Genomic DNA, 26,671 nt, shown 5'->3' on the forward strand with positions numbered 1-26,671 from the left:
CGTGCTACCAGCCTGAGTCGATAAATACGCTATGACCAATAACAACGATATTGCTGAGGATTAGCAGCAGTCACCGGCAGAACAAGCATTCTGCCGGTGCATGGTGTTAACGACTCTGCTTGTTAGATTCAATCAATGCCAAAACTTCTTCGTCTTCCGCATCAACGTTGGCACCAATCGGTTCCCAACGAATGCACAGACAGGTAGCAAAACCGATGAACGGTACAATCGCCAGCCAGAAAAATGCCTGAGTGTTCAACGCGCCCCACAACATTGGCCAGAAGATTAATCCGGCAATCGCCCCGGTACGCATAATTGCCCGGGCAAAACCCACACCCGCAGGACGAATACTTGGAGGGTAAGACAGCGTTGCAATAGTCATTCCCAGACCACCAGGTCCCGCAGAATGGAAGAAGATGATTGAACCCAGTAATGCCAGTGACAGCCACGGATTAGTGGTAGCCAGTAAGCCCAATGCAATTAGCGCGATAGTGACCATGGCAAAACCAAACATCGACTGGCGGCGTGCGCCAAACTTACTGACAATCAGTGAACCAATCGCACCGCCGGTTACGCCACATAAAGCATTCACCACCGCAGAACCGGTTAATGCTCCAGTAAGCCCACCGCTCAATATTCCCGCCAGCGTCAACGGCAAGTAGACCCCCACCGCGTTGTACTGCCATGCCTGCATGGTGGCAACAATACAACCCAGAATGGTACGGCGACGATATTTCTGGTTAAACAAAATACTGTACGCCCCTTCAATTTTGACTTTTTGTTCACCTTCTGGCTGCTGTTGGATTTGTTCGCCCACAGAGGCATCAATGCCATAACGCTGCTTTAACATCTTACATGACAACGCATATTTACCCACCCTGGCTGCCCACATGGCAGACTCACCAATAAATACATAGCGTAAAATCATGACCAGTACGGCGAAGCCTGCACCAATAAAGATGCCGTAACGCCATAACTGACCATCCGCTACTTCAGACAGATGTAACGGAATCAATACCAGATACACAATGGTAGTGGATACATACCACCCCATTTGCCACAAGTTGACCGAAGAACCCGACTTTTTCGACGACGTTCCGCGCAATTCAGCCACTGCACTGGTTGCCAACGGGAAGTCGATACCCAGGCCGAATCCCATAATCACCCGCGATACCAGAACCCACCAGATATTAGGTGCAAAAGCCACCGCCGCTGCCCCAATGGTGCATAGCCCCATGCCAATCAAAAAGGCTTTACGTTGACCAAAGGTGTTAATCACCCGGTTTGCCAACAGACCACCAATAAGCGCCGCTACCAACACTGAGGCGTTAACGGTCGCCGCCAGCCCTGGGGAAATACCAAACTCTGCTGCAATAAACTTGTTACCAAAACCTACCATCGCTGCCTGATAGGCATCGATTAAAATTCCACCCAGCGCAATCAGAACAATGCCAATATTCGAGCGCAGTGCCGCATGATTATTGACAATATCAATGACATCCTGAGGGCGACTTATCCGATATGTCGTTCGGGCTGAAGTCTGTGTCATGTTTGTATCCTTACTATTCCAGTAATAGATTAATTTTTGTTTTCAGCTGAAAAGCCGGTAAGCCGGGCAGATAGGTTCTGTTTAATTCTTTGGTTATATTCAGAACTCAGCCACCCGGAGATAAACAAACAACAAGGTTATAAGTAGCCAGACAACAGCCGGTTATTGTTCAAACTTAATCAGTACTTTGATTGAGGTTGGTTGCTTAGCACGGGCAAATGCTTCCGATGCCTGACTGACCGGGAAAACATCCGTTACCAGATCGGTGGTATCGAACAGGCCATCCGCCAGCCAGCCAATAACCACGTCAAAATCTTCCGGCACATACATACCTGAGCTAATTAAATCCCGTTCGAAGCGCTGCATGCTTGGTAATGGAATTTCACGCGGACCGCTCGGTACGCCCATACAAACCACGGTTCCTCCCGCCATGACTTTGGTACAGGCATCCGTTATCGTGGCCTGCGAGGCAACAACATCAATCACGCCAGTAAAGCGTTCATCATCCGCCAGCTCTCCCGGAGCCAGCGCCCGGTATGCACCATATTTAATGGCCAGTTCGCGTTTTTTGCTGTCCGGCTCCACCACCGTGATTTTTTCTGCACCCATAATGCGCAGTGCCTGAATCACTGACAGACCAATGGTACCGGCACCGATAACCAGCACGATTTCACGCGACTCTTTAGGCATACGGTTAACGCAGTGGCGGGCACAAGCCGCAGGCTCGGCAAACGCCAGTACGTTCATCGGTAATGATTTTGGTGCGATATGCAGGTTTCTGGCGGGGACTACATGGGAAGATCGGGCAAAACCCGGCGCCCGGAATCCGGCAACCTGAGGCGGTTCACACAGATTAAAGCGCCCGGCTTTACAGGCCCTGCACTCCATACAGGCCATAATCGGGTCAACCACCACATGATCCCCAACGCTGACATTAGTGACGCCAGAGCCAATTTCTTTAACTACGGCGGCAATTTCATGTCCCGGAACAATGGGCGGTTTAGCGAACGGATGACCATCAGCCAAAACATGGAGATCGGAACCACAAATCCCCAGATAAACGGGTGCAATACGCACTTCGTGGGCCGCCAGAGGCTTCACCGGCAGATCGTGATATTCAGTGGTCACTTCCCCTACCGCTGAGAATAAGACATTTGTGACTTTGCTCATCATAAAGATCCTTACCAATCATAAAGAAGCTGTTATTCAGGCCATCGGGTGATGGTTACCCGATGGTCATCAGAAAAGTGAAACTATGCGGTCGGTCAAAACTCCGCCGCTTTACCGCTACTGCCAAACAGGCGAATCTTTTCTCTTACTCGCTGTTGCATAAACTCAGAACCGCGCCCCAAAGAGATAGCCAGGGTGTACTCATCAGGATCTTTAGCTAACACATCCAGCACGCCTTCAGTAAATGCCTGACGCAGTTCGGTATCCACATTCACTTTGGCTACGCCCAGTGAAATTGCCCGGCGAATTTGCTCATCGGGAACACCAGAACCGCCGTGCAGCACAATTGGTTTTTTCACCGTATCGCGAATCTCACTTAAACGCTGAAAAGCCAGCTTGGGTTCCTGCTTATACATGCCATGAGCAGTACCAATCGACACTGCCAGATAGTCCACGGCTGTTTGTTCGGCAAACGCTAACGCCTCTTCACAACTGGTAATAAAGGCATCTTTCTCATCAACGGAAATATCATCTTCCGTTCCTCCGATTTTACCGATTTCTCCTTCAGAACCTATATCTAAAGCGTGTGCAACCTGCGCAACTGCATGAGTAATTCTCACATTCTCTTCAAAGCTCAGGTGCGAGCCATCAAACATCACCGAATGGAACCCGGCCCGTACTGCCTGCATGGTTTGTTCAAAGCTACGGCTGTGGTCCAGATGAATACATACCGGCACTGAACACTCCGCCATAAACGCATCCACCATCTCTTTCATTGGTTGTAAACCCAGAGTATTAATTACCCGCTGACCAATCTGGATCATCACCGGTGACTGTTCCTGTTCGGCTGCCAGCAAAATAGCGCGAATAGTTTCAGCGTTATGTGCACTAAAGGCACCAATGGCGTAGCCCCCTTTCCAGGCCTGCTGAATCATTTGTTTACCCGATAAATACGGCATTATTTTCTTCTCCCTTAATTTCTGTTTACGATTAGGTTATGGGGTTTGGGTTATGCTTCACTACGGCCGGAAATTTTTCGCACATGGGCCAGAATTGCGGTCCAGTCTTGTCTGCCTCGCCCCGCAGCTCTGGCCTGGCTGTATACTTCGCGCGCCGCCGCGCCAAGCGGCATAGGCACATGCAGTTGATTGGCTACGTCCAGCGCTATGCCTAAATCTTTGTGGGCAAGATCGATCATAAAGGCCGGGCTGAGGTCACCTTTCAGCACTTTATTAGGCCAGCTGGTCGTAAAATGCCCTTTTCCCACTGGCGTGTTGGACATCACCTGAATAGCAACATCTAAAGGCAAGCCAAGGGCCTCACACATCACAGCTGCTTCCGCTGACAGGGCATTCAAGGCAATACTCATATAGTTATTAATCAGTTTGACCCGAATCCCCATACCCGGGCCGGAACAATTCACCAGCTCGGAGCCCATACACATCAGAACAGATCTGGCTTTTTCCACCTGCGCCTCCGTTCCACCCGCCAGAATCAACAGCGTTCCGGCAATGGCATGGTCAGAGGTGCGTCCTACTGGCGCATCCATATAGCTGAAACCCTGTTGTGACATTTTTTGACACAAACGATCGCTGTGTAATGGATGGATGGTGGACATATCAATCACCAGTGCCTGTTTTGACAGCGATTCATTTACCCCGCCATCACCAAACAGTACCTGCTCAACCAAATCGCCGTTGGGCAGCATAGTAATGACAAACTCGGCACCTGAAGCCGCAGCTGATGGGCTATCCGCACTTCTGGCCCCTAAGCCCGTTAACACTTCAACCGCCTGACGATTAACGTCGTATACACAGAGCTGATGCCCTTTTTTAATCAGGTTAGCGGCCATCGGAGCGCCCATCTGTCCCAATCCAATAAATGCTACGAATGCCATCCCCTACCTCCTGATCATTATTGATAGAAATTGTTCGTTTTTGTCATTTTTGAAATTGAATTTGATGTTATTTGTAATTTTAAGTAATTAAAGTGACGCAAATCACTCTTTCAGCATTTATTTGAATTAAAATGGACAGCAATACGACAATATCTGACAATAATGAAAAAGGAGCCTGACAATGATAAAGATCGCCTGTATTGGTATTGCGGTTCAGGACCGCCTGTATTACGTGGAAAAGCTGCCTCAGGGCGGCGGAAAATATGTTGCACAGGACTACAAAGAAATTGGAGGTGGACCCGCAGCAACCGCAGCGGTTGCCATTGCCCGACTGGGGGCTCAGGTCGATTTCATCGGCAGGTTAGGTGATGATGCAACAGGAAAAACCTTGCTATCAGAGCTGGAATCATCCGGTGTAAATACCTCGCTGACCAAAATCTTCAGTCAGGCTCGCTCATCTCAGTCGGCGGTATTGGTAGATCAACAGGGTGAACGCATTATTATTAATCACCCAAGTCCTGACCTTTCTTATGACCCGGACTGGATGAAACAGATTGATTTCAGTCAATACGATTTGGTACTGGCGGATGTTCGCTGGCATCAGGGGGCTGAATATGCCTTCACTCAGGCCAGAGCAGCCGGGGTTCCTACCTTGCTGGATGCGGATATTACCCCACAAGACATCCTGCCATTAATCCAGTTGGCGGATCATGCTGCCTTTTCTGAACCAGGATTAATCAAAGCTACCGGTGAAAACGATGTGACAAAAGCGCTCACTCTGGCAGACCACATGACACCGGGAACCGTATATGTCACCAGGGGAAAATCCGGCTGCTTTTGGCTGGAGCAGCAAGAGCTACAACATCAGTCTGGTTTTAGCGTGAATGTGGTAGACACGACCGGAGCCGGGGATGTATTCCACGGCGCGCTAGCTTTCGCACTGGCAGAAAAACAGCCGTTGGCGCAGGCAGTACGTTTTGCCAATGCGGTTGCCGCCTTAAAATGTACCCAGCCGGGAGGACGAGCCGGCATTCCGGATCGCCATCAAACTGACGCCTTTTTGTCACTTTGTGTATAGAATAGTCACCATTAAAGCGAAGCGATGTCAATTTATGGGAGACAGAGGATGGAATTGACGGAACTAACGGGTAATCCGAGGCACGATCATCTGATTACGCTGATAGCCGAACACGGTTATATGAATATTGAAGATCTGGCGCAGATTTTAGATGTATCTACCCAGACGGTACGGCGGGATATCCGTAAGTTAAGCGAGTTAGGGCTGATTTCCCGACATCATGGCGGGGCTGGCCGACCTTCCAGCGTGATGAACACCGCTTTTGAACAGCGTGAAATTTCCTATACCAATGAGAAAATTGCCATTGCCCGCAACATTGCTGAGTACATCCCTGATGGCTGTACTCTGTTTATGACCATTGGTACCACGGTGGAACACGTCGCCAGAGCATTAGAAGTACGTAAAAATTTACGGGTTATCACTAACAGCCTGCGCGCCGCCCATATTTTGTATAAGCATACTTCGTTTGAAGTGATGGTTCCAGGTGGAACTATTCGCCCGCATAACGGCGGAATCATTGGCCCCAGTGCGGTGTCGTTTGTTGAGGGTTTTCGCGCTGACTATCTGATTACCAGCATGGGAGCCATTGAGAACGACGGCAGCATTCTGGAGTTTGATGTTAACGAAGCGGCGATAGTGAAAGCGATGATCGCACATTCCCGCCATATGCTACTGGCGGCGGATCACACCAAATATCATGCTTCTGCAGCCGTAGAAATTGGTAATGTAAATCAGGCTACCGCCCTGTTTACCGATGAAATGCCGCCGGTACAGCTGGCTTCTTATCTGAAGCAGCAGCAGGTTGAGATCCACGTTTCTCCCCCGGAGAAATAGTTTACAACCTTACTATTGCCCGCTGATGCTTTTATCAGAGGGCAATATTTTCCTCCCATCTCAAGCTCAATCTTTCTCCCATTTTTCCCTAAAGATTTATCGATTCAAATCACACTTTAGCTAATTAATAGCCAATTTTTCGAATAATGGTTGAATTGTTTTTCCTCTCTCTATATGTTTTCTGTAACGGTTCACTAAAACGTTACAGAAGAAAAAATGAACAATGCTTTAAAGGATAAAGTCTGATGGTATCCGCCCTACCGGAAAGGACTTTATTACTTAAAAATCAATAGCGTGAAGACTACAGGAAAATAATCATGAGCGACAAGATTCAGCATTCTTTACGAAAGACTTTAGTGTGTACCTGCATGGGTTTAACTATGATGGCAGGATCGGCCATTAGCAGTCTGGCTAATGCCGCCCCAACCGTCTCATTTCGCGTTTACTCCTCATTGCCTGCTGACGAAAACTCAGCTCACTACGTTTGGTTTCAGCGTTTCCAGAACAATCTGGAAGCCAATGAAAATTTAAAAGGCAAAATCAAACTGAATTACTTCCCTAACGGTATGTTAGGCAAAGAGGCCGACGCGACTCAACAAGTGCGTATCGGTGCTATCAATATGATGATTTCCGGCAGCTCCATTTGGGCCACACTGGTACCTGAAGTGGGCGTGCTGGACTTAGGTTATCTGTTTAAAGACTACGAGCACGTTGGCCGTGCGCTGGATGGTAAGCCGGGCAAACAGCTTTCCGATATGATGATGCAAAAAGCTAACGTGATGGTTCTGGGCTATGGCTATAGCCTGGGAGCCCGCAATATCTACACCAAAAAAGTGGTGGATAGCCCTGCCGATCTGAAAAACTTAAAAGTGCGCGTATTACCGGTGCCTAACTTTATTGCCACATTAAACAGTATGGGAACCGTCGCCATTCCAATGCCCGGTGGTGAAGTTTACTCCGGCTTGCAAATGGGTGTGATTGACGGCGTAGAACACGATGCGGCTACCGTATTTGCCAGCAAATATTATGAAATTGCCAAAAACGCCACCCTCACCCAGCACATTTACAACCCGGTGCTGATTGCCATGAACAAAGCCTCATTTGAACGCATTCCGGAAAACCTGCGCGCCGATGTACTGGCAGCGGCAACCGAAGCCACCAACTACGAGCGTCAGCAATCACAATCGATGGAAAAAAATGCCATTGTTGAACTGGAGAAAAAAGGCGTGGTGTTTAAAACCACTGACCGGGACTATTTCAAACAACAGGTTCAGCCGGTATGGAATGAATTTATTACCAAATATCCGGATATCAAACCTATTGTTGATGAAATTACCAGCGCTGAAAATAAATAATTAATTAGAAAGGTTATTCCAGAAATAACAGCTGGGCGCAGAGAAACTCCACTCTATCGCTCCGGGGATCCCTGCGCCGTTATTTCACTGATTGACCACCGACAGAGGTACATTATGTCAGACTCCTCTCTTATCGAAAAAGAGATCGGCACGGCGGAAAACGCGCCAGCACAAGGCCCGAGAGATATTATGATTCTCAGTAGCCTGAGTCGATTCCTTACCAAAATTACCGCCGGTGCGGGAGCCCTGGTGCTGTTTATCAACGTAGTGGTGGTATTCGCCTCGGTTATCTGGCGCTATGCCCTGCACTCACCGCTGCACTGGGCAGAAGAAGTCGCCAGAGCCTTAATGATTGCGCTGGTCTTTTTTGGTGTTGCCACCTCAACCGGTCGCGGAGGCCATATCGGCGTAGATCTGTTTTTACGCTTTCTGCCGCCGCACGTTCGCCCTTATGTGGTACATGCCAGCCGCTGGATACTGTTTATGGTTTCTATCGGCCTGGTGATTTCAAGTTACGATCTGGTTCAGGCCGCCCGCCTGCAAACCACCGAAACCGGTCTGCCGCAGGTTATCTATGTTATTCCTGTATTTATTGGCTCGGTGGTAATGGTGGTTGCCGCGCTGGAACATGCGCTACGGGAAAGGCTAAGAGTGGTGGTGCTGAGCGCCGTGGCGATCGCCATATTAGTTGCCATCGGTTACGCCAAACTGTCGTTTATGGATGATCCTTCCTCTGCGGCGGCAGTATTAATGCTCTCCTGCTTTGTGCTGGGTATTCTGGCCGGTGTACCAATTGCCTTTACGCTCGGCATGTCAGCCATGGTGTTCTTCATTTGTGATCCGTCACTGCCGTTTGTCTTCTTCTCCCAGCAGGTTGCTGCCGGTGTTGACCACTTTGTGCTACTGGCGATTCCGTTCTTCCTGCTGGCCGGTGCCGCCATGGAAGTCAACGGCATGTCCACCCGGCTGGTGGAGCTGATTGTGCGCGGTATGGGTAAATTCCGCGGCGGTCTGAATATGACCACGGTGCTGGCCATGGCGTTCTTCTCCGGTATTTCCGGCTCCAAACTGGCGGACGTCGCCGCTGTGGGCGGGGTATTAATGCCAGCAGTGCGTCGTGCCAAACAGGATAGTGAAGAAGCCGCCGGCGTGTTTGCCGCCTCGGCCATGATGGCAGAAACCATCCCGCCATGCGTTAATCTGATTGTATTGGGCTTTGTCGCCAACATCTCCATTGGCGCACTGTTTATCGCCGGTCTGGTGCCCGCCGCCTGTCTGCTGGTGCTATTACTGATTGCCGCTAACTTCTTTGGTAAACGTATCAGTATTTCTGATGCCTACCCGATTCTACGTCCACGTAAGCAATTACTGCTGGGTGCGGCGGTTGGCCTGATTATGATTCTGATGATTGGCCGTGGTGTGGTTGCCGGTATTGCGACCTCTACTGAAATCTCCGCCTTTGCTGTGGTATATGCCCTGGTGGTTGGTCGTCTGGCCTTTGGTGAACTGACCTTAAAAGCAACGGTAAAACTGTTTGTGGATATCGCCGCGATGTCCGGCGTACTGCTATTTATCGTGGCCTGTGCCACCAGCCTCTCTTATGCCCTGACTATCCAGATGATTCCGCAAATGATTGCCGACGCACTGGTTGCCATCGGCTTTAGCCACGGTGCCTGGCTGTTCCTGATACTGACTATCGTGATTCTGATTATCTTTGGTGCAGTACTGGAAGGTGCTCCGGCGCTGATTATCTTCGCTCCGATTCTGGTACCGATTGCGGTTCAACTGGGTTTCGATCCGCTGCACTTCGGTATTGTAATGGTGCTGGCAATGGGCTTTGGCCTGTTTTCACCGCCAATCGGGCTCGGACTCTATACCACTTGCGCCATTTGCGGCGTAGAGATGAAAAACGTAATTCGCCCGATGCTGAAATATCTGGCCGTGGTTATGGTCGGGATCATCGTAGTAGCCATGGTGCCAACTATCACAGTTTGGTTGCCAAGACTGATGGGCTACTGACAGTAATTTGCGGCAATGCTCGATATTGCGAAATGTATAAACAATAAATTAATCATTAAAAACAACCGAGGTTTATTATGTTAAGAGAATTAAAAGGAAAACGCGTTCTGATCACCGGTTCAACTGCGGGTATTGGACTGGCAACCGCCAAACTGTTTTTACGCTACGGGGCTAAAGTCGGTATTAACGGGCTGAGCGGTATTGATGATGCTAACACGCTGGCGGAACTGGATCAGTTACCGGGTGAATATTCACTCTTCCCTGCGGACCTGACTAAAAGCGACCACTGTGAAAAACTGGTAAGCGATTTTATCACTCAGTTTGGTGGTATGGATGTGCTGATTAACAACGCCGGTGGCCTGGGTGGACGCAGCAATCTGGAGAATATTGACGATGCGTTTTACGACCACGTCATGGATCTGAACGTACGCTCAGTGCTGATGGTAACCAAATATTCCATCCCGCATTTACGTGCAGCAGCCAAAGAGACCGGCCTGACTACTGCAGTGCTCAGTACTGGCTCGATTGCCGGACGTGACGGTGCCGGTATCGGCGCGGGTATTTACGGCAGCGCCAAAGCCTGGGTTCATAATATCCATCGCAACTGGGTAAAAGAATTTACTAAAGATAATATCCGTTTCAACATTGTCTCACCGGGCAGTATTGATACCGCCTTCCATCACGGTAAAAGTGAGGAAGTGCTAACTAATATGCGCAACTCTATTGCCATGGGCCGTTTTGGCACCATTGAAGAAGTGGCACCAACCTATCTGTTTCTGGCGACCCATGCCTTCAGCGGTTATATCACCGGACAGATTGTGGATGTAAACGGCGGCCAGATGGCGCCATAAGCGTTCTGATTTGCGATAGCGGGCCCAGTGAACCGTGCTGTCGTAAATAGATATCGCTTACGGATAAAAAACCTTTAGAATCATTGATAAAAATAAACCAGCAGCAGGGAATAACATGGCAAATATTCGTGATGTAGCAAGTCGTGCAGGCGTATCGGTCAGTTCGGTCTCCAATGTTCTTAATGGGCGAACCGATCAGATGCGTCAGGAAACGCTGGAGCGCATCGAAAACGCCATGCTGGAACTGAACTATCACCCGAATCGGGCGGCCCAGCAGTTAAAAACCGGGCACGCCAAAATGATTGGGCTACTGGTCCCTTCTATCGTGAACCCCAGCTTTGCAGCGCTGGCGCGGGAAGTGGATCTGGCGGCCAAAAACAATCATGGCTATCGGGTGCTGTTGGGAAATACCTACCGGGAAGAGGACGAAGAGCAGGCTTTTCTCACCGATTTAATGTCCCACGGCGTACGTGGCGTTATTGTGGTTTCCAGTTCTATCGAAAAGAGCCACTTTTCCGAAGCGGCAGAAAACGGTCTGGTGATGGTGAATTATGACGGAAGTTCGGTAACCGATGCGGAGTCCAGACAAATTCTGTATGACAGCGTTTCGATGGATAACCGACAGGCCGGGCGTATTGCCGCTCAGTACCTGATCGATCAGGGCTGTCGCGAAATCGCCTTTGTCACTGAAACCACCCGTACCATCAGCCGTTGCCACAAGATAGAAGGCTTTCTGGCACTGTCTGCAGAAAAGGGAATGAAAACCCATGCCCGGGTGATTGAAGGCAAAGCCACCAAAGCTTACGGTGATACTGAAATGGTTGAGCTGGGAAACCAGCTGGCGGCAACCATTAGTGAATTACCACTAAAGCCGGATGGCATTGTCGCGATTAACGACGTGCTGGCCATTGGCCTGATTGCCGGTCTACGTAGCAAAGGGATTCGGGTTCCGGAAGATATCTCCATTGTGGGGATCGATAATATCTCACTGTCGGGATTAATCACCCCTGCCCTAACCTCGGTGGCCCCGCCGCTGGCGGATATGGCAACCGTTATGGTGGAACGGCTAATCAGCCGCCTGAATTCTCCCAATATCAATGCTGAAGAGTTTTTATTTACACCGACTCTGGTAGTCAGAGATTCTGTAATTAAACGCCCGGATAAATAACGCAACACCTGCGTTTTTCGCGGCACAAAGACTAATAAACACTGTACCAGGCTGATGATAATCAATTATCTGCCGGGGTAACTATGACCTGAATTTACTATGGAGCCGTTATGAGCAATGCATCTTGTGGCTATTGCCATCCTGAAAATGAGTATGTGCTGTGGCGCGACGACCAGTGTCGGGTACTGTTTGTGGAACAGACCGATTTTACCGGCTGGTGCCGGGTAGTGTGGAATGAACATCTGGCTGAATTAAGCGATTTGGATCAGCAGCAGCGCAATCGCATTATGCAGGTGGTGGCTGAAGTAGAGAAAAATATTCGCCAGTTACTCAGCCCGAAAAAAATGAATGTCGCCAGTCTGGGTACCGGCCTGCCGCACCTGCACTGGCATATTATTCCGCGTAATGAAGACGACAGCCACTTCCCGGAGCCGGTGTGGTGTCAGCCGCTGCGTCAGGGCGTGGTACGTCCATTACCGGAAAACTTTGTCGCTGAGATGAAAGCACGCCTGAATGCGGCGCTGTAAGTCTCAACGAAAGTAATTCAGCCTCTTCATTGTTCCGATGCGATGAAGAGACTGTAAGGCACACAGAGGACCAGAAGACCGCTGTGTGCCGCCAGCAGTAAGAAGTACCGATGTAGCAACCAACATGGCTAACGTCTCTTTGTTTGTTACCAGCAATAAAGAACACCGATGCTATTACGATTGCGCCAAAGTAGTACCCGGTGGCCGCAAGGCCACCAACTATTGCTTATCGGCTATTTTCAAACCAGTTAGATGAAATTTAAGGGATAACGCTTGCGCGGTGTTGTCTGACAGGTATAATGCCGAAGTTTTCCGCATTCTGCTCAGTGCCTGAGTGGCGAAATCGGTAGACGCAGTTGATTCAAAATCAACCGCCTTCGGGTGTGCCGGTTCGAGTCCGGCCTCAGGCACCATCTTGTTGTCCATAGACGTATCAATCAGTCTATAACATGATGAAAAATAGAGTAAAATATACATTCACATTCCATTAATGTCTTACTGAGTCTATTGACAGCCATTCTTTTTGGGGGTCATATTAGGGGTCAGGATGATATCATTATGGAGTGCTCCCAATGCCGCTAAACGATACCCAAATTCGCAACTACAAGCCTAACGAAAAATTATATAAGAGAGCTGATGGTCTTGGCCTCTATATTCAAGTAAATCCTAACGGTTCAAAACATTGGTATCGAAAGTATTCCTTTCAAGGAAAAGAAACTCGAGCCTCATATGGTCGATATCCTCAAGTATCTTTAGCTGATGCCAGAAAAATGCGTGATGCTGATATAGCCCTATTGGCAAAAGGCATCAATCCTAATACTGAGCGTCAAAGTAAAAAAAGAAGCCCAAAATATAGATAATTCTTTTGAAGTTATCGCAAGAAAATGGCATTCAAATCAAACTTGGTCTAAACATCACTCAGACAGAATTCTAAAAAGAATGCAGTCCTATTTATTTCCAGAGATTGGAAAACATAATCTTCCAGACCTTAAAACTAAAGATCTTCTCGAAGTTGTCGAAAAAGCAGTTGAAAAGGGTTACTTAGATGTAGCTTCTCGATTACAGCAATATCTTACTGCTATCATGCGTTATGCTGTGCAAATTGACATAATTCAATCTAACCCCGCTCGAGACTTAGCGGGTGCATTTCCTACTAATAAAGCACAACATAGAGCCGCACTGCCTTTAGAAAAAATACCTGATCTGCTACAAAGAGTTGACTCATTTAAGGGAAGAAATTTAACGAAACTGGCTATTAAATTAACGTTACTAATCTTTATCCGTTCCAGTGAACTTCGCTTTGCTCGTTGGTCAGAAATCGATTTTGAAAAAAAACTTTGGACTATACCAGCAAAAAGAAAACCTATTGAAGGTGTTAAATATTCACATAGAGGGACAAAAATGCACGACACTTCACATTTAATTCCCCTTAGTGCTCAAGCTATCTCCATATTAAAAGAAATTAAAACAATAAGTGGAGAATATGAATTTATCTTTATCGGTGCCCATTCACCAAAGAAGCCAATGAGTGAAAATACAATAAATAAGGCATTAAGAACGATGGGCTATAACACACAAACAGAAGTATGTGGACATGGATTTAGAACAATGGCTTGTTCGACCCTTTTAGAATCAGAACTATGGGATTCTGAAGCAATAGAACTACAAATGAGCCATAAAGAAAGAAACTCCGTAAAAGCAGCTTATCCGGTGTGCCGTAAAACCCTGTCCTTCAGGGCGGGGATATAAGGCACGGTTTTCTACCTAACTAGGTGTTTGCTGTTGCTCAATGTACTGTCGGATGATGGATATTGGCGCACCACCGCAACTACTAGCAAAGTAGCTCGGAGTCCACAGAACACCTTTGTAGTAATACCGTGCACCAATATCTGGACGGTCACGGCGGAGTAACCGACTGGATACCCCTTTGAGGCTGTTGACTAAACTGGATACCGCTAATTTTGGCGGGTAATTGACCAGCAAGTGAACGTGATCTCCTTCACCATCCATCTCGACCAGTTCAACATCAAAATCGGCGCATACGCTAGCAAAATAGCTCCGCAACCTATCGATAGCATCCTGATCAAATATTTTACGTCGATACTTGGCAACAAATACCAAGTGAACATGCATCAGGAAAGTACAGTGTCTTCCTCGACGAATATCGGTTTCTTTTGTCATAGGCCAAAAGTATAATCTTCCATATGAAACGACTACAAGCCTTCAAATTCCAGTTAAGACCTAATGGTCAGCAAGAGCGCGATATGCGTTGCTTCGCTGGGGCATGTCGTTTTGTGTTCAACAAATCGTTGGTCTTGCAGAACGAAAACCATGAGGCGGGTAACAAATACCTTTCCTATGTAAAAATGGCGGCATGGCTGGTTGAGTGGAAAAAAACACCTGAAACGCAATGGTTGAAAGAAGCACCATCCCAGCCTTTGCAACAGGCTTTAAAAGATCTTGAGCGAGCCTATAAAAACTTCTTTCAGAAACGGGCGTCATTCCCACGGTTTAAAAAACGGGGGCAAAGTGATGCATTCCGCTACCCGCAGGGTGTGAAACTGGATCAAGAGAACAACCGTATATCGCTGCCAAAACTGGGCTGGATAAGTTATCGCAATAGCCGTGAAGTCATTGGAGAAGTGAAGAACGTCACTGTCAGCCAGTCATGCGGTAAGTGGTACGTCAGCATCCAGACGGAATATGAAGTCACTGAACCAGCTCATGTTTCAACATCGATGGTTGGTCTTGATGCTGGCGTGGCGAAGCTAGCTACACTATCAGATGGCACCATTTTTGAGCCTGTACACAGCTTTAAAACCAATCAAAAGAAGCTCGCCAGACTCCAGCGTGAAATGAGCCGCAAGGTGAAGTTCAGCAATAACTGGAAGAAGGCTAAACACAAAGTACAAAACCTGCACTCTCGTATCGCGAACATCCGCCGAGACTACCTTCATAAGGTCAGCACGACAATCAGCAAAAACCACGCCATGATCGTCATTGAAGACTTAAAGGTTGCCAACATGTCAAAGTCAGCCGCGGGTACGGTCAGCCAGCCGGGGCGCAACGTCCGGGCAAAATCAGGCTTAAACCGTTCGATATTAGATCAGGGTTGGTACGAACTGCGCCGCCAGCTTGAGTATAAGCAGCTCTGGCGCGGTGGTCATGTGCTGGCGATTAATCCGGCCTACACTAGCCAGAAATGTGCTTGCTGTGGTCATACAGCGAAAGAAAACCGCCAGTCCCAAAGCCTGTTTGAGTGTCTGGAATGTGGATATACAGAGAATGCCGATATAAACGGCGCTCGTAATATTTTAGCGGCGGGGCACGCCGCGTTAGCCTGTGGAGAGATGGCAGCTTTAGGCCGTTCGATGAAGCAGGAACCCACCGAGGCGAGTCAGACTTCGGTCTGAACGCTGTAGGAATCCTCGCCCTTTAGGGCGGGGAGGATGTCAACTATTTTATCTCTATTAATTATTAATCTATTTAAATCAGAAGAATAAACTTCATAACTAAATGTTCTATTTGATAGAGCCGATAGAATATTAACTGCTATTCTTTTAAGGTACTCATTTTCTATTCCAGGAGTTTTAAATAATGTAGCCAATTGAAAGTCAGCAGATTTATTTCTATATTCGTGAGATAACATTAACTCCTCACTTTCAATTAATGTTACAAAGCAATTGTTATTTTTTAGATTTGATATTATTTGAGGTGAGTGTGTAGCAATAATAAAATGACATCCTTTAACATGCGTAAATACCTCCATTAGTAAATGTATATATGTTTCCTGCCACTCTGGATGTAAACTTATTTCAGGTTCATCGATTAATATTAATGAGTCATTTTCAATACTTACTGCAATACCAAGAAAATTTAATAAGATACACTGTTGACCAGAACTAGCATCATTAATACTGAAAGATCTATTATCTCCTTGCCACAAATACCATTCAGTACTAACTTGACTTATTTGGTTATTCTCACATTGGACATGAACTACAACATCATGAATACTTAATAGACCTATATCAGAAAGTATTTTTATACCTGATAAAAATTCTCTATCCTCCTCACTTACTTCTTTAGTAAAATCCATATAAAATGGAATAATTCTGTAAGAATCAACTTTTGCACAATATTCATATAATGAAGTAAAAGCAGAGCATAACTCCTGATAACCTACCCCATATTCTTTTTCTAAATATATTCTACTTTTCTTTGACATATTTTCAATATAATCCATGAAATCATCTGGTATCATTTCACGTAAATTGACCATGAATTTATTTATTTCACGTTTAAGTCTAAAGCTTAAGTCAAATACAGGGTAAAAACCTAGAAAAGATAATAATCTAACAACAGTATCTTTATCTCTACCTAATAAATCTCTATTGATTGAAAAAAATAATTTTTCGACAAGAGATAATACTGCCCTACTTTTTGCTTTATCATTTAAACCATAATAATGATAAAACCTATTATTTGATTTATTTTCTGGAGAAAAATACACACTTTCTTCAGGGAACTTATCAAATGGGCTTGTTGAAACAGCAATTAACCTTTGAGGGCACAATAGTTTTTCTTTATAAAGATAGCCACTTAAACCAATGCTACGCCCATTAACATCAACTTCATACTCGTTATTATCTGAAATAATTGTCAATGAAGAATAATGATAATCTTGACTATATTGTCCAACTGTTCCTATATTTCTTTTAAGTAGCTTATTTCCAACAAAAACTGAACAAAGAATATTAGTTATAGCACTTAACACCCTACTTTTTCCAGAACCATTTTTACCAATTAAGACAGTATATATATTATCACTATTATCATTTTTCTTTATACAAAGAGGAATTTCATTCCCCTCAAAATTAACATTGTTGATTTTATAACTCATAACATATCCTCGGGATAATTATGTTTATTTAAAATAAATACTGTTTTAGAGCTATTACATCAATGATATATCATTAAAAACTTAATTCAAACGACGCACATTACATTTATAATAATACTATATGATTTTTTGGCGGAAAGTCACAGGAGTCGAACCTGCCAGGGACCGCTGGCGGCCCCATCTGGATTTGAAGTCCAGCCGCCCCACCGGGGACGATGACCTTCCGTTTTAGAAGCAACAGAAGTGCTGTAACAGATGAGCCCGTCGATTATACCGTTAAACGAATGGGATGGAACTGCTAATTTTCCTCGTATCTCGCGGTTTTTGCTCATGCTCACAACTACCGTGAAACCGCAATCAGTACACCAGCTCGCCGAACTTATCCCGATACTCTTTTGGTGTGATGCCGTACTCTTTCTTAAACACCGAATAGAAATACTGTAACGACGGATAGCCGCACATCTGGGAAATCTCGTTAATCGACAGGGTACTGGCGGCTAAAAACTCACTGGCGCGATTCAATTTTTCCTGATGGATCAGGCCATGAATGGTGTTGCCGGTTTCATCACGAAAGCGCTTCTCAAGATTAGAACGGGAGATACCTACCGCATCCAGCACCTGCTCCACTTTAATTCCCTTACAGGCATGGTAACGAATAAAATGCATTGCCTGAATCACCGCCGGATCGTGCAGAGAACGATAGTCCGTGGAGCGGCGCTCCACTACTTTCACCGGCGGCACTAAAATGCGCTGAACCGGAAAGTCACCCTGCTTCAGTAATTTATGCAACAGCTTAGCTGCCTGATAACCCATCTGGCGTGAACCTTGTGCCACCGAAGAGAGCGCCACCCGTGACAAATAGCGGGTCAGTTCTTCATTATCAATGCCGATAACGCACATCTTCTCCGGCACCGCGATATCCAGATGCTCGCATACCTGTAGCAAATGGCGGGCTCGCGCATCGGTAACGGCGATAATCCCCGTATGGGCAGGCAGATTCTGTAACCAGTCCGCCAGACGGTTCTGGGCGTGTTTCCAGTTCTCCGGTGCGGTTTCCATTCCCTGAAAAATGGAGTGACGGTAATTTCCTTCGGTAACTAACTGACGGAAAGCGTGCTCCCGTTCCGTTGCCCAACGATGAGAGATATGGTGCGGTAATCCATAAAAGGCAAAGTGGTTTAGCCCCTTCTCCTTTAAATGCATAAAGGCAGTGCTCACCAAAGCATGGTTATCAGTGGCAATATAATGAACCGGAGGATAATCCTCTGGTCGATGATAAGAACCGCCAACCCCAACAACCGGAATATTCGCCTGGCTTAACGCCAGCTCGATTTCCGGATCGTCAAAATCGGCAATCACTCCATCACCCAACCAGTCTTTAACGCTGTCTATCCGGCAACGGAAATCCTCTTCGATAAAGATGTCCCAATCGCATTGAGAAGCCTGTAAGTACTCGCCAACACCTTCAATAATCTGCCGGTCATAAACCTTATTGGCATTAAACAACAGCGTAATACGGAAGCGTTTTTCAAACATGGCGTTCAATTTCCCGATCAACACACAAGATAAATCACCACTGCCGCTGGGTCGGCAACCCTCTGTTCAGGTTGAATTGAGTAACACAATTATCCATAGCCTGTCAGGTCACACTGCTGAAAGTACAACGCTCCGCACACTTTTCAGCTAACCAATAAACACATAGCTGAAAATATGTACGGAGCCTTTGGGTCGATCTATCAGGCACGTTTTTTGGTTGCTGAATCCATCCATACCGCCAGCAGTAAAATGGCGCCTTTAACGATGTACTGCCAGAAGGTAGGAACGTCCAGCATACTCATGCCGTTATCCAGTGATGCCATGATAAATGCCCCCATCACTGCACCGGCCACGCTGCCTACACCACCTGCCAGACTGGTTCCACCAATAACGCAGGCAGCAATAGCGTCCAGCTCGGCAATGTTACCGGCAGAAGGCGAACCAGCCCCTAAACGAGAACTAAGGATCAAACCGGCAATCGCCACCATCAGCCCGTTAATAGCAAACACCGCCAGTTTGGTGCGCTCAACGTTAATACCCGACAGTCGGGCCGCATCAATATTGCCACCAATAGCGTAAATACGACGGCCAAACGCGGTGCGGGTTGCCATAAAAATCCCCACCATCATCAGTGCAGCCAGTATTAATACCGGCGTTGGAACACCACGATAATCATTCAGAAGATAGATAGCGCCCAGCAAAATCACTGCGGTGATGGCCTGACGACCCACATCGCTGCCTTTACCCGGCACCGGTAATCCCAGCGCTTCCCGATGCGCACGCTGACGCCATTGCCAGATGACAAACAGCACCATTACGCCGATACCAATACCAAAACCCAGGCTGTCCGGCAGATAGCTCTGCCCGATTTGCGACATGGCATTACTGGTTGGGGAAACGGTGGTACCGTTGGTGATCCCGACCAGAATTCCGCGGAAGGCCAGCATTCCTGCCAGCGTAACGATAAATGATGGCACTTTGCGATAGGCAACCCACCAACCATTCCATGCGCCTAACAACAGGCCCATAACCAGCGTGACAATGATTGTCAGCGGCAGAGGCCAGCCAAACCAGACGTCAAAAATCGCTGCCGCGCCGCCAAGTAGTCCCATCATTGATCCAACCGACAGGTCAATCTCTGCGGAAATAATGACAAATACCATCCCTACCGCCAGAATGCCGGTAATCGCCGTCTGGCGCAGCAGGTTAGAAATGTTACGTGCGCTGATGTAGGCTCCATCCGTCGCTACGCTGAAAAACAGAATGATCACCACGATGGCGGCCAGCATCACAAAAACCTGCAGGTTAACGCGCTTAGGCTGAGCCGGGCCAGCTGCTTTTCCGCCAGTGTTTCCCGTGGTTGATAATGTTTCATTAGACATGTTGTTCACTCCTGAGTGCCGCTTCCATAATCTGTTCTTGTGTCAAAGACCGGTTGGCTAAATCCGCTTTAATACAGCCTTCGTGCATCACTAATACCCGGTCGCTAAGGCCCAGCACTTCGGGTAGTTCTGACGAGATAACAATCAGGGCAATACCCTGTTCAACCAGTTGATTAATCAGCTTATAAATTTCATATTTGGCACCGATATCAATGCCCCGGGTTGGTTCATCCAGAATCAGAATTTTAGGATTAAGTAACAGACACTTAGCCAGAATGGCTTTTTGTTGATTACCGCCGCTCAGGCGGGCAATGGCTAATTCCGGCGATGAGGTTTTTACCTTCAGCCGCTCGATTGATTGCTGGATAATGGACTGCTCTTTGGCATCGTCCAGTATGCTCAGCCAGCCGCTAAAATCATCCAGCGCCGCCAGCGTCATATTGGCACCGACGCCCATCACCGGGATAATTCCGTCCTTTTTACGGTCTTCCGGCACCATCGCAATGCCGTGGCTGATGGCGTCCTGACAGTTGCGAATTTTTACCGCTTTGCCACCAACTTTAATTTCCCCTTCCCAGCGCCCGCGATAGGCACCAAACAGACACTGGACGGTTTCGGTTCTTCCTGCTCCCACCAGACCAGCAATACCCAGAATCTCGCCTTTATGCAGTGAGAAAGAGACGTTATTCACCCGACGAATATGGCGGTTAATTGGGTGCCAGGCGGTCAGGTTATCCACCCGCAGCACCTCTTCACCAATGGTATGTTCTGACTGAGGGTAGAGCTCTTTCAGCTCGCGGCCTACCATCATGGCGATAATATCGTCTTCGGTCATCTCGCTGGCCTGACGGGTACCAATATGTTTACCGTCACGAATCACACAGATCAGATCGGAGATGACTTTTACTTCGTTCAGTTTGTGGGAGATATAGATACAGGCAATATCGTGGCTTTGCAGGTCGCGGATAATATTCAGCAAAATCTCGGTTTCGCTTTCTGTCAGTGATGCGGTTGGTTCATCCAGCACCAACAGGCGTACCTGCTTATTCAGCGCTTTGGCGATTTCCACCAGTTGCTGTTGGCCTAATCCCAGTTCACCCACTTTGGTATCAGGGCTTACCGCCAGCTTCACCTGTTGTAACAGGCGCTGGCAGCGTAAAAACATGCTGTCGTAATCCATGATGCCGAAACGCCCGCGCTCCGAACCAAGGAAAATATTCTCCAGCACGGTCATCTCTTTCACCAAAGCCAGTTCCTGATGGATGATGGCAATGCCTTTCTGCTCGGTATCGCGAATGGTTTTTGCCTGTATCACATCACCGGAAAACAGAATATCGCCCTGATACTGGCCGTAAGGATAGATGCCGCACAGCACCTTCATCAGCGTTGATTTACCAGAACCATTCTCTCCACACAAAGAGAGCACCTGCCCGGCATCTAACGTTAACGAGATGTCATCGACAGCTTTGATATCACCAAAAGCTTTGGTGATATTTTTCATTTCTAACAGATGTGGCATCACATGTACTCCACAAAGAGATAACGACCATTAAGCTGATACTGGGTGCTGCTTATGCAGCACCCGATTGCAGGTAAATCAGTTATAGATGCTCTCTTTGCTGTGGAAGCCATCGGCCACAACCGTTGAATCGATGTTGGATTTATCTACCTGAATTGGTGTCAGCAGATAAGATGGCACATCCTTTTTACCATTATTCAGAGTGGCGTTCGCTTTTGGTGTCTCGCCTTTACCCATTTCTACCGCGATCTCCGCCGCATCATTTGCCAGCTTGCTGATTGGCTTATACACCGTCATGGTTTGAGTACCGGCAACGATACGTTTGATACCAGCAAGGTCAGCATCCTGACCGGAGATGGCAACTTTACCCGACAGCCCCTGAGCTACCAGTGCCTGAATCGCGCCACCGGCAGTGGCGTCATTAGAAGCAACGACGGCATCAATTTTATTGTTGTTAGCGGTTAAGGCGTTCTCCATGATTTTCAACGCGTTCTCTGCTAACCAGGCATCAACCCATTGGTCGCCAACTATCTTGATTTTTCCTTCTTTAATCAGTGGATTAAGCACGTTCATCTGCCCCTGACGGAACAGCTTGGCGTTGTTATCCACCGGTGAGCCTCCCATCAGGAAGTAGTTGCCCTGAGGCACACGTTCAACCAGGCTTTGAGCCTGTAGCTCACCCACTTTTTCATTGTTAAAGGAGATATAAAAATCGATATCCGCATCGTTAATCATGCGGTCATAAGCCAGTACTTTGATGCCTTCACGTTTAGCTTCTGCAATAACGTTACTCAACACCTGACCGTTGTAGGGAATGATCACCAGTACGTCTACGCCACGGTTGATCATATTTTCAATCTGCGACATTTGGGTTTCTTCGTTACCGTTGGCAGACTGTACGAATACTTTGGCCCCTAATGACTCAGCTTTGCTGACAAAGATGTCGCGATCTTTCTGCCAGCGTTCTAAACGCAGATCGTCAATCGCCATACCTATTTTAACTTCTTTGGCATTTACCATGTGTCCTGATAGCGCCAGTGATGCACAAACGGCAAGTAAAACATGCTTTAATTTCATTTGATAACATCCTATTTTGGTTAAGCTATTTCAGTGAAAGCGGGTATTTCCCCGTTTCTATTTATTACCGATAAATATTTAACCACTATAGTGTTATCAGTTATAACCAGAGTATCAATTACAGATTCTTACCCCGTTATTACGTTTTTTAGTTTATTTTCATTTTTATGAGAGAGGTCATGTTTTGCTGAGTAAATAAAAATAGCAATCAATGTTTTTATTTCAAAAATAAATCATAACAAACTGTATATAAAAGAAATATTTAAAATTAATGATAAAAACAAACACCATTAAAAATAATTTCCTTACCGTTTTAAGGTTTATTATTGTGAGCATAATCACAGTAGTTAAATTTCATAACTCACTATTCAAATCTAGGAATAACCTTCATTTTTTTAAATCTCTATGATTCCGACAATATAAAACAAATAGCGCTAAAACTGCGTCAATTTATATTTTTAAGAAATGTAATAACGCAATTTTATTATTTATTGAGCGAGCAGTTTCAGTGATAAATAAATCGCGCTAAATGCTATTTGACCGAATGACCTAAATACATCGCTTAAAGGAAACCACCATGACTCAGTATTTCGATAAACTTGACCAGGTGCGCTACGAAGGCACCGCCAGTAACAATCCACTGGCTTTCCGCCACTACAACCCGGATGAGTTGGTTCTGGGTAAGCGTATGGCTGACCATCTGCGCTTTGCCGCCTGTTACTGGCACACCTTCTGCTGGAATGGTGCCGATATGTTTGGCGTAGGTTCATTCGATCGCCCATGGCAATCGGCGGGTGATGCCATCAAGCTGGCAAAAGCCAAAGCAGATGTTGCCTTCGAGTTTTTCCATAAGCTAAATGTACCTTTCTATTGCTTCCACGATGTGGATGTATCCCCTGAAGGCAGCACCATTAAAGAGTATCTGAATAATCTGGCGCTGATGACCGACGTACTGGCAGAAAAACAACAGTCAACCGGTGTGAAACTGTTATGGGGCACGGCGAACTGCTTTACCAACCCACGTTACGCTGCCGGTGCGGCAACTAACCCGGACCCGGAAGTATTCGCTTACGCCGCCACTCAGGTGGTCAGTGCCATGCAGGCCACCCAGCGTCTGGGCGGTGAGAACTATGTGCTGTGGGGGGGCCGTGAAGGGTATGAAACCCTGTTAAATACCGACCTGCGTCAGGAGCGCGAGCAGCTTGGGCGCTTTATGCAAATGGTGGTAGAGCATAAACATAAAATTGGTTTTAACGGCCCCCTGTTGATTGAACCAAAACCACAAGAGCCAACCAAACATCAGTATGACTACGATGTGGCAACGGTATATGGCTTCCTGAAGCAGTTTGGTCTGGAAAAAGAGATTAAGGTCAATATCGAAGCTAACCACGCTACGCTGGCAGGTCACAGCTTCCACCATGAAATCGCCTCTGCCATTGCGCTGGGTATTTTCGGCTCGGTTGATGCCAACCGTGGCGATGCTCAACTGGGTTGGGACACCGACCAGTTCCCGAACAGCGTGGAAGAAAACGCACTGATTATGTATGAAATCATCAAAGCGGGCGGTTTCACTACCGGTGGCCTGAACTACGACGCTAAAGTCCGTCGCCAGAGTACCGATAAGTACGATCTGTTCTACAGTCATATTGGCGCGATGGACACCATGGCACTGGCGCTGAAAGTTGCCGCTAAAATGGTACAAGACGGCAAACTGGACCAAAAAGTCTCCGAGCGCTACGCTGGCTGGAATGGCAAACTGGGTCAACAAATCCTGGAAGGCGAAAGTTCACTGGAATCACTGGCAAAATATGTGGAAAGCAATAACCTGCAGCCACAGCATAAGTCAGGACAGCAGGAGTTACTGGAAAATCTGGTGAACCGATATTTATTTGGATGATCCAAAAATCAGTATCAGTGTATATTTCGTCCGTAAAAGTGCAGTGTCTAAATTAGCTATCGTGTAGCGGCCGAGTAAGGGGCGTTAAGGCGAACGCCCCTTACAACCCCGCGCCTACGCTGCCGAATGTTGACCGCAGCTTTGCTGCGGCAACCTCAGTCAGCCTGAAGGCTTAACGCACCGACATAGAGCCGCTCCCGGCGGCGCTATGTCTTTCGCAGCATCCATGCTGCTCATGCTACCTTCAGTCCTCCTTCGGCAACATTCGGACGCTTGTACTAAAGGTCAAGGGCCTATTACTCCCTACAACAAGGATCTCTCACCATGTACATCGGTATCGACCTCGGCACTTCCGGCGTAAAAGTTATCCTCCTCAGTGAGCAGCAACAGGTTATTGCCACTCACTCTGAAGCGCTTTCTATTTCCCGTCCTCATCCCCTTTGGTCAGAGCAAAATCCTGATGACTGGTGGCAAGCCACCGATAAAGCGATGCAGGCGCTGGCGGCTCAGCACGATTTAAGCTCAGTTAAAGCCATGGGCCTGACCGGGCAAATGCATGGTGCAACCCTGTTAGATAAACAGATGAAGGTATTGCGCCCTGCCATTTTATGGAACGATGGCCGCAGTGCCGCCGAATGTGCCGAGCTGGAAAAAATAGTTCCTCAATCTAGAGCCATTACCGGCAACCTGATGATGCCAGGCTTTACCGCCCCAAAACTAAAATGGGTGGAAAAACATGAACCTGCTGTTTTTCAGACAACAGACAAAGTGCTGTTACCAAAAGATTATTTACGCTTGCTGATTACCGGCGAGCTGGCCAGCGATATGTCCGATGCGGCTGGCACCATGTGGATGGACGTTGGCAAACGTGACTGGAGCGATGAGATCCTCGCCGCCTGTAACCTAAGCCGCGATAATATGCCGACACTATTTGAAGGCTGCCAGATTACCGGCAACGTTAAAGCAGATATCGCCGCTCGTTGGAAGATTAATCAAATCCCGGTGGCGGCCGGTGGCGGTGATAACGCAGCCGGTGCTATCGGTATTGGGCTGTATCGTGAAGGTCAGGCGATGCTTTCTCTGGGAACTTCCGGTGTTTATTTTGCCGTCAGCGATGGTTTCCTGAGTAATCCGGAAAGCGCGGTTCACAGCTTCTGCCACGCGCTGCCAAACACCTGGCACCTAATGTCAGTAATTCTCAGTGCCGCTTCCTGCCTCGACTGGGCTTGTAAGTTAACCAATATTTCCAGCGTGCCAGCGCTACTGAAAGCCATTGAGCAAACGCCTCCTGCCGATACGCCAGTATGGTTTCTGCCCTATCTTTCCGGAGAACGCACACCGCACAACAACCCGGCAGCTAAAGGCGCATTCTGGGGGCTAACTCATCAACATAATGCAACCGATCTGGCCAGAGCGGTACTGGAAGGTGTGAGTTTCGCGCTGGCAGAAAGCATGGACGTATTACACGCTACTGGTCTGAAACCCACTCAAATTGCACTGATTGGCGGCGGAGCCCGTAGTCCGTACTGGCGTCAGCTTCTTGCTGACATCAGCGGTCAAACGCTGGAATACCGTACCGGTGGCGATGTTGGCCCGGCATTAGGTGCAGCCCGACTGGCACAAATTGCCATGAACCCTGGTATTGCGCTGGCAGACCTTTGCCCGGAACTGCCATTGGAACAACGCCATCAACCAAATCCTGAGCTTTATGCTCACTATCAGGAAAGAAGAGCTACATTTAAAACGCTTTATCAGCAACTTCTGCCATTGTGTTAATTAAATCCAAACCTGCTCGTCAAATTCATATGGCGAGCAGATTTAATCAACCAAATGAATAATAAAGAATTATCTCTCCTTTTCGGTTCTTCATGTCGATAAATTTTTCTGCCCCTCTGTGTCACTTTATTAC

General features: G+C 47.3%; 22 protein-coding genes and 2 tRNA genes. 13 read left to right on the top strand and 11 right to left on the bottom strand.

From position 1 onward, the window contains the following. Positions 1-106 precede the first annotated feature (106 nt). The 4 genes from GOL65_RS13085 to yihU all read right to left on the bottom strand — a co-directional run bounded on the left by GOL65_RS13085 (position 107) and on the right by yihU (position 4,616). On the bottom strand, positions 107-1,549 hold the full coding sequence (locus GOL65_RS13085; protein WP_140919166.1) for an MFS transporter: 1,443 nt from the start codon (positions 1,547-1,549) through the stop codon (positions 107-109). Between the two features lie 162 nt (positions 1,550-1,711). Continuing rightward, entirely contained in the window at positions 1,712-2,719 is a 1,008-nt protein-coding gene (locus GOL65_RS13090; RefSeq protein WP_140919167.1) for a zinc-dependent alcohol dehydrogenase, read from the bottom strand. A gap of 95 nt (positions 2,720-2,814) precedes the next feature. Further along, positions 2,815-3,678, bottom strand: a complete 864-nt coding sequence (locus GOL65_RS13095; protein WP_140919168.1) for a class II fructose-bisphosphate aldolase — start codon at positions 3,676-3,678, stop codon at positions 2,815-2,817. A gap of 50 nt (positions 3,679-3,728) precedes the next feature. Continuing rightward, positions 3,729-4,616, bottom strand: coding sequence for a sulfolactaldehyde 3-reductase (gene yihU, locus GOL65_RS13100; RefSeq protein WP_140919169.1), 888 nt, complete (start codon positions 4,614-4,616; stop codon positions 3,729-3,731). Between the two features lie 181 nt (positions 4,617-4,797). Here yihU and GOL65_RS13105 point away from each other — a divergent pair, with 181 nt between their 5' ends. The 10 genes from GOL65_RS13105 (at position 4,798) to GOL65_RS13145 (ending at position 14,197) form a co-directional block, all read left to right on the top strand. After that, positions 4,798-5,694, top strand: a complete 897-nt coding sequence (locus tag GOL65_RS13105; RefSeq protein WP_140919170.1) for a sugar kinase — start codon at positions 4,798-4,800, stop codon at positions 5,692-5,694. A gap of 48 nt (positions 5,695-5,742) precedes the next feature. After that, positions 5,743-6,528 carry a DeoR/GlpR family DNA-binding transcription regulator gene (locus GOL65_RS13110; RefSeq protein WP_140919171.1) on the top strand — a complete coding sequence of 262 codons (786 nt, stop codon included), beginning with the start codon at positions 5,743-5,745 and terminating at the stop codon, positions 6,526-6,528. A gap of 317 nt (positions 6,529-6,845) precedes the next feature. Beyond that, the gene (locus tag GOL65_RS13115) at positions 6,846-7,883 is read left to right on the top strand and encodes a TRAP transporter substrate-binding protein (protein WP_179038343.1); all 1,038 of its coding nucleotides are present in this window, start codon (positions 6,846-6,848) and stop codon (positions 7,881-7,883) included. 114 nt (positions 7,884-7,997) lie between these two features. Then, complete coding sequence (locus GOL65_RS13120; RefSeq protein WP_140919172.1) at positions 7,998-9,902, top strand: TRAP transporter large permease; 1,905 nt, start codon at positions 7,998-8,000, stop codon at positions 9,900-9,902. 77 nt (positions 9,903-9,979) lie between these two features. Beyond that, positions 9,980-10,753 (top strand): SDR family NAD(P)-dependent oxidoreductase, encoded by a 774-nt coding sequence (locus GOL65_RS13125; RefSeq protein ID WP_140919173.1) that lies wholly within the window; start codon positions 9,980-9,982, stop codon positions 10,751-10,753. Between the two features lie 115 nt (positions 10,754-10,868). Next, a complete protein-coding gene (locus GOL65_RS13130; protein WP_140919174.1) occupies positions 10,869-11,921 on the top strand; it encodes a LacI family DNA-binding transcriptional regulator in 1,053 nt (350 codons plus the stop codon). Between the two features lie 110 nt (positions 11,922-12,031). Beyond that, a complete protein-coding gene (locus GOL65_RS13135) occupies positions 12,032-12,448 on the top strand; it encodes an HIT family protein (protein WP_140919175.1) in 417 nt (138 codons plus the stop codon). 328 nt (positions 12,449-12,776) lie between these two features. Next, positions 12,777-12,861: transfer RNA gene (locus GOL65_RS13140), tRNA-Leu, on the top strand. A 159-nt stretch (positions 12,862-13,020) separates the two neighbouring features. After that, positions 13,021-13,308 carry an Arm DNA-binding domain-containing protein gene (locus GOL65_RS22240; RefSeq protein ID WP_140919176.1) on the top strand — a complete coding sequence of 96 codons (288 nt, stop codon included), beginning with the start codon at positions 13,021-13,023 and terminating at the stop codon, positions 13,306-13,308. Between the two features lie 13 nt (positions 13,309-13,321). Next, positions 13,322-14,197, top strand: coding sequence for a tyrosine-type recombinase/integrase (locus GOL65_RS13145; RefSeq protein WP_407657500.1), 876 nt, complete (start codon positions 13,322-13,324; stop codon positions 14,195-14,197). Positions 14,198-14,212: 15 nt separating this feature from the next. Here the strand turns inward: GOL65_RS13145 and tnpA are convergent, their stop codons facing one another. Further along, a complete protein-coding gene (gene tnpA, locus GOL65_RS13150; RefSeq protein WP_140921536.1) occupies positions 14,213-14,629 on the bottom strand; it encodes an IS200/IS605 family transposase in 417 nt (138 codons plus the stop codon). A gap of 23 nt (positions 14,630-14,652) precedes the next feature. Here tnpA and GOL65_RS13155 point away from each other — a divergent pair, with 23 nt between their 5' ends. Further along, positions 14,653-15,861 carry an RNA-guided endonuclease InsQ/TnpB family protein gene (locus tag GOL65_RS13155; RefSeq protein ID WP_140921535.1) on the top strand — a complete coding sequence of 403 codons (1,209 nt, stop codon included), beginning with the start codon at positions 14,653-14,655 and terminating at the stop codon, positions 15,859-15,861. Here GOL65_RS13155 and GOL65_RS13160 read toward each other — a convergent pair. From GOL65_RS13160 to xylF, 6 genes are all read right to left on the bottom strand, one after another. Next, the gene (locus GOL65_RS13160) at positions 15,846-17,351 is read right to left on the bottom strand and encodes an AAA family ATPase (RefSeq protein ID WP_140921185.1); all 1,506 of its coding nucleotides are present in this window, start codon (positions 17,349-17,351) and stop codon (positions 15,846-15,848) included. The two genes, GOL65_RS13155 and GOL65_RS13160, sit on opposite strands and share 16 nt — an antisense overlap. Positions 17,352-17,481: 130 nt before the next feature. Next, a tRNA-Sec gene (locus GOL65_RS13165) sits at positions 17,482-17,576 on the bottom strand. A gap of 132 nt (positions 17,577-17,708) precedes the next feature. Beyond that, positions 17,709-18,887 (bottom strand): D-xylose utilization transcriptional activator XylR, encoded by a 1,179-nt coding sequence (gene xylR / locus GOL65_RS13170; protein ID WP_140921186.1) that lies wholly within the window; start codon positions 18,885-18,887, stop codon positions 17,709-17,711. A gap of 200 nt (positions 18,888-19,087) precedes the next feature. After that, positions 19,088-20,269 (bottom strand): xylose ABC transporter permease XylH, encoded by a 1,182-nt coding sequence (xylH, locus tag GOL65_RS13175; RefSeq protein WP_140921187.1) that lies wholly within the window; start codon positions 20,267-20,269, stop codon positions 19,088-19,090. Further along, a complete protein-coding gene (locus GOL65_RS13180; RefSeq protein ID WP_140921188.1) occupies positions 20,262-21,788 on the bottom strand; it encodes a xylose ABC transporter ATP-binding protein in 1,527 nt (508 codons plus the stop codon). The genes xylH and GOL65_RS13180 overlap by 8 nt, the downstream gene beginning before the upstream one ends. A gap of 78 nt (positions 21,789-21,866) precedes the next feature. After that, a complete protein-coding gene (gene xylF / locus GOL65_RS13185) occupies positions 21,867-22,865 on the bottom strand; it encodes a D-xylose ABC transporter substrate-binding protein (RefSeq protein ID WP_140921189.1) in 999 nt (332 codons plus the stop codon). 577 nt (positions 22,866-23,442) lie between these two features. On the opposite strand from xylF, the gene xylA reads away from it, so the two are divergent. Then, positions 23,443-24,762, top strand: a complete 1,320-nt coding sequence (gene xylA, locus GOL65_RS13190; protein WP_140921190.1) for a xylose isomerase — start codon at positions 23,443-23,445, stop codon at positions 24,760-24,762. A 324-nt stretch (positions 24,763-25,086) separates the two neighbouring features. Beyond that, positions 25,087-26,538: a xylulokinase gene (gene xylB / locus GOL65_RS13195; protein ID WP_140921191.1), complete on the top strand. Its 1,452-nt coding sequence runs from the start codon at positions 25,087-25,089 to the stop codon at positions 26,536-26,538. Positions 26,539-26,671: the final 133 nt, after the last annotated feature.

It is taken from the genome of Limnobaculum xujianqingii (genome assembly GCF_013394855.1).
Classification (GTDB): domain Bacteria; phylum Pseudomonadota; class Gammaproteobacteria; order Enterobacterales; family Enterobacteriaceae; genus Limnobaculum; species Limnobaculum xujianqingii.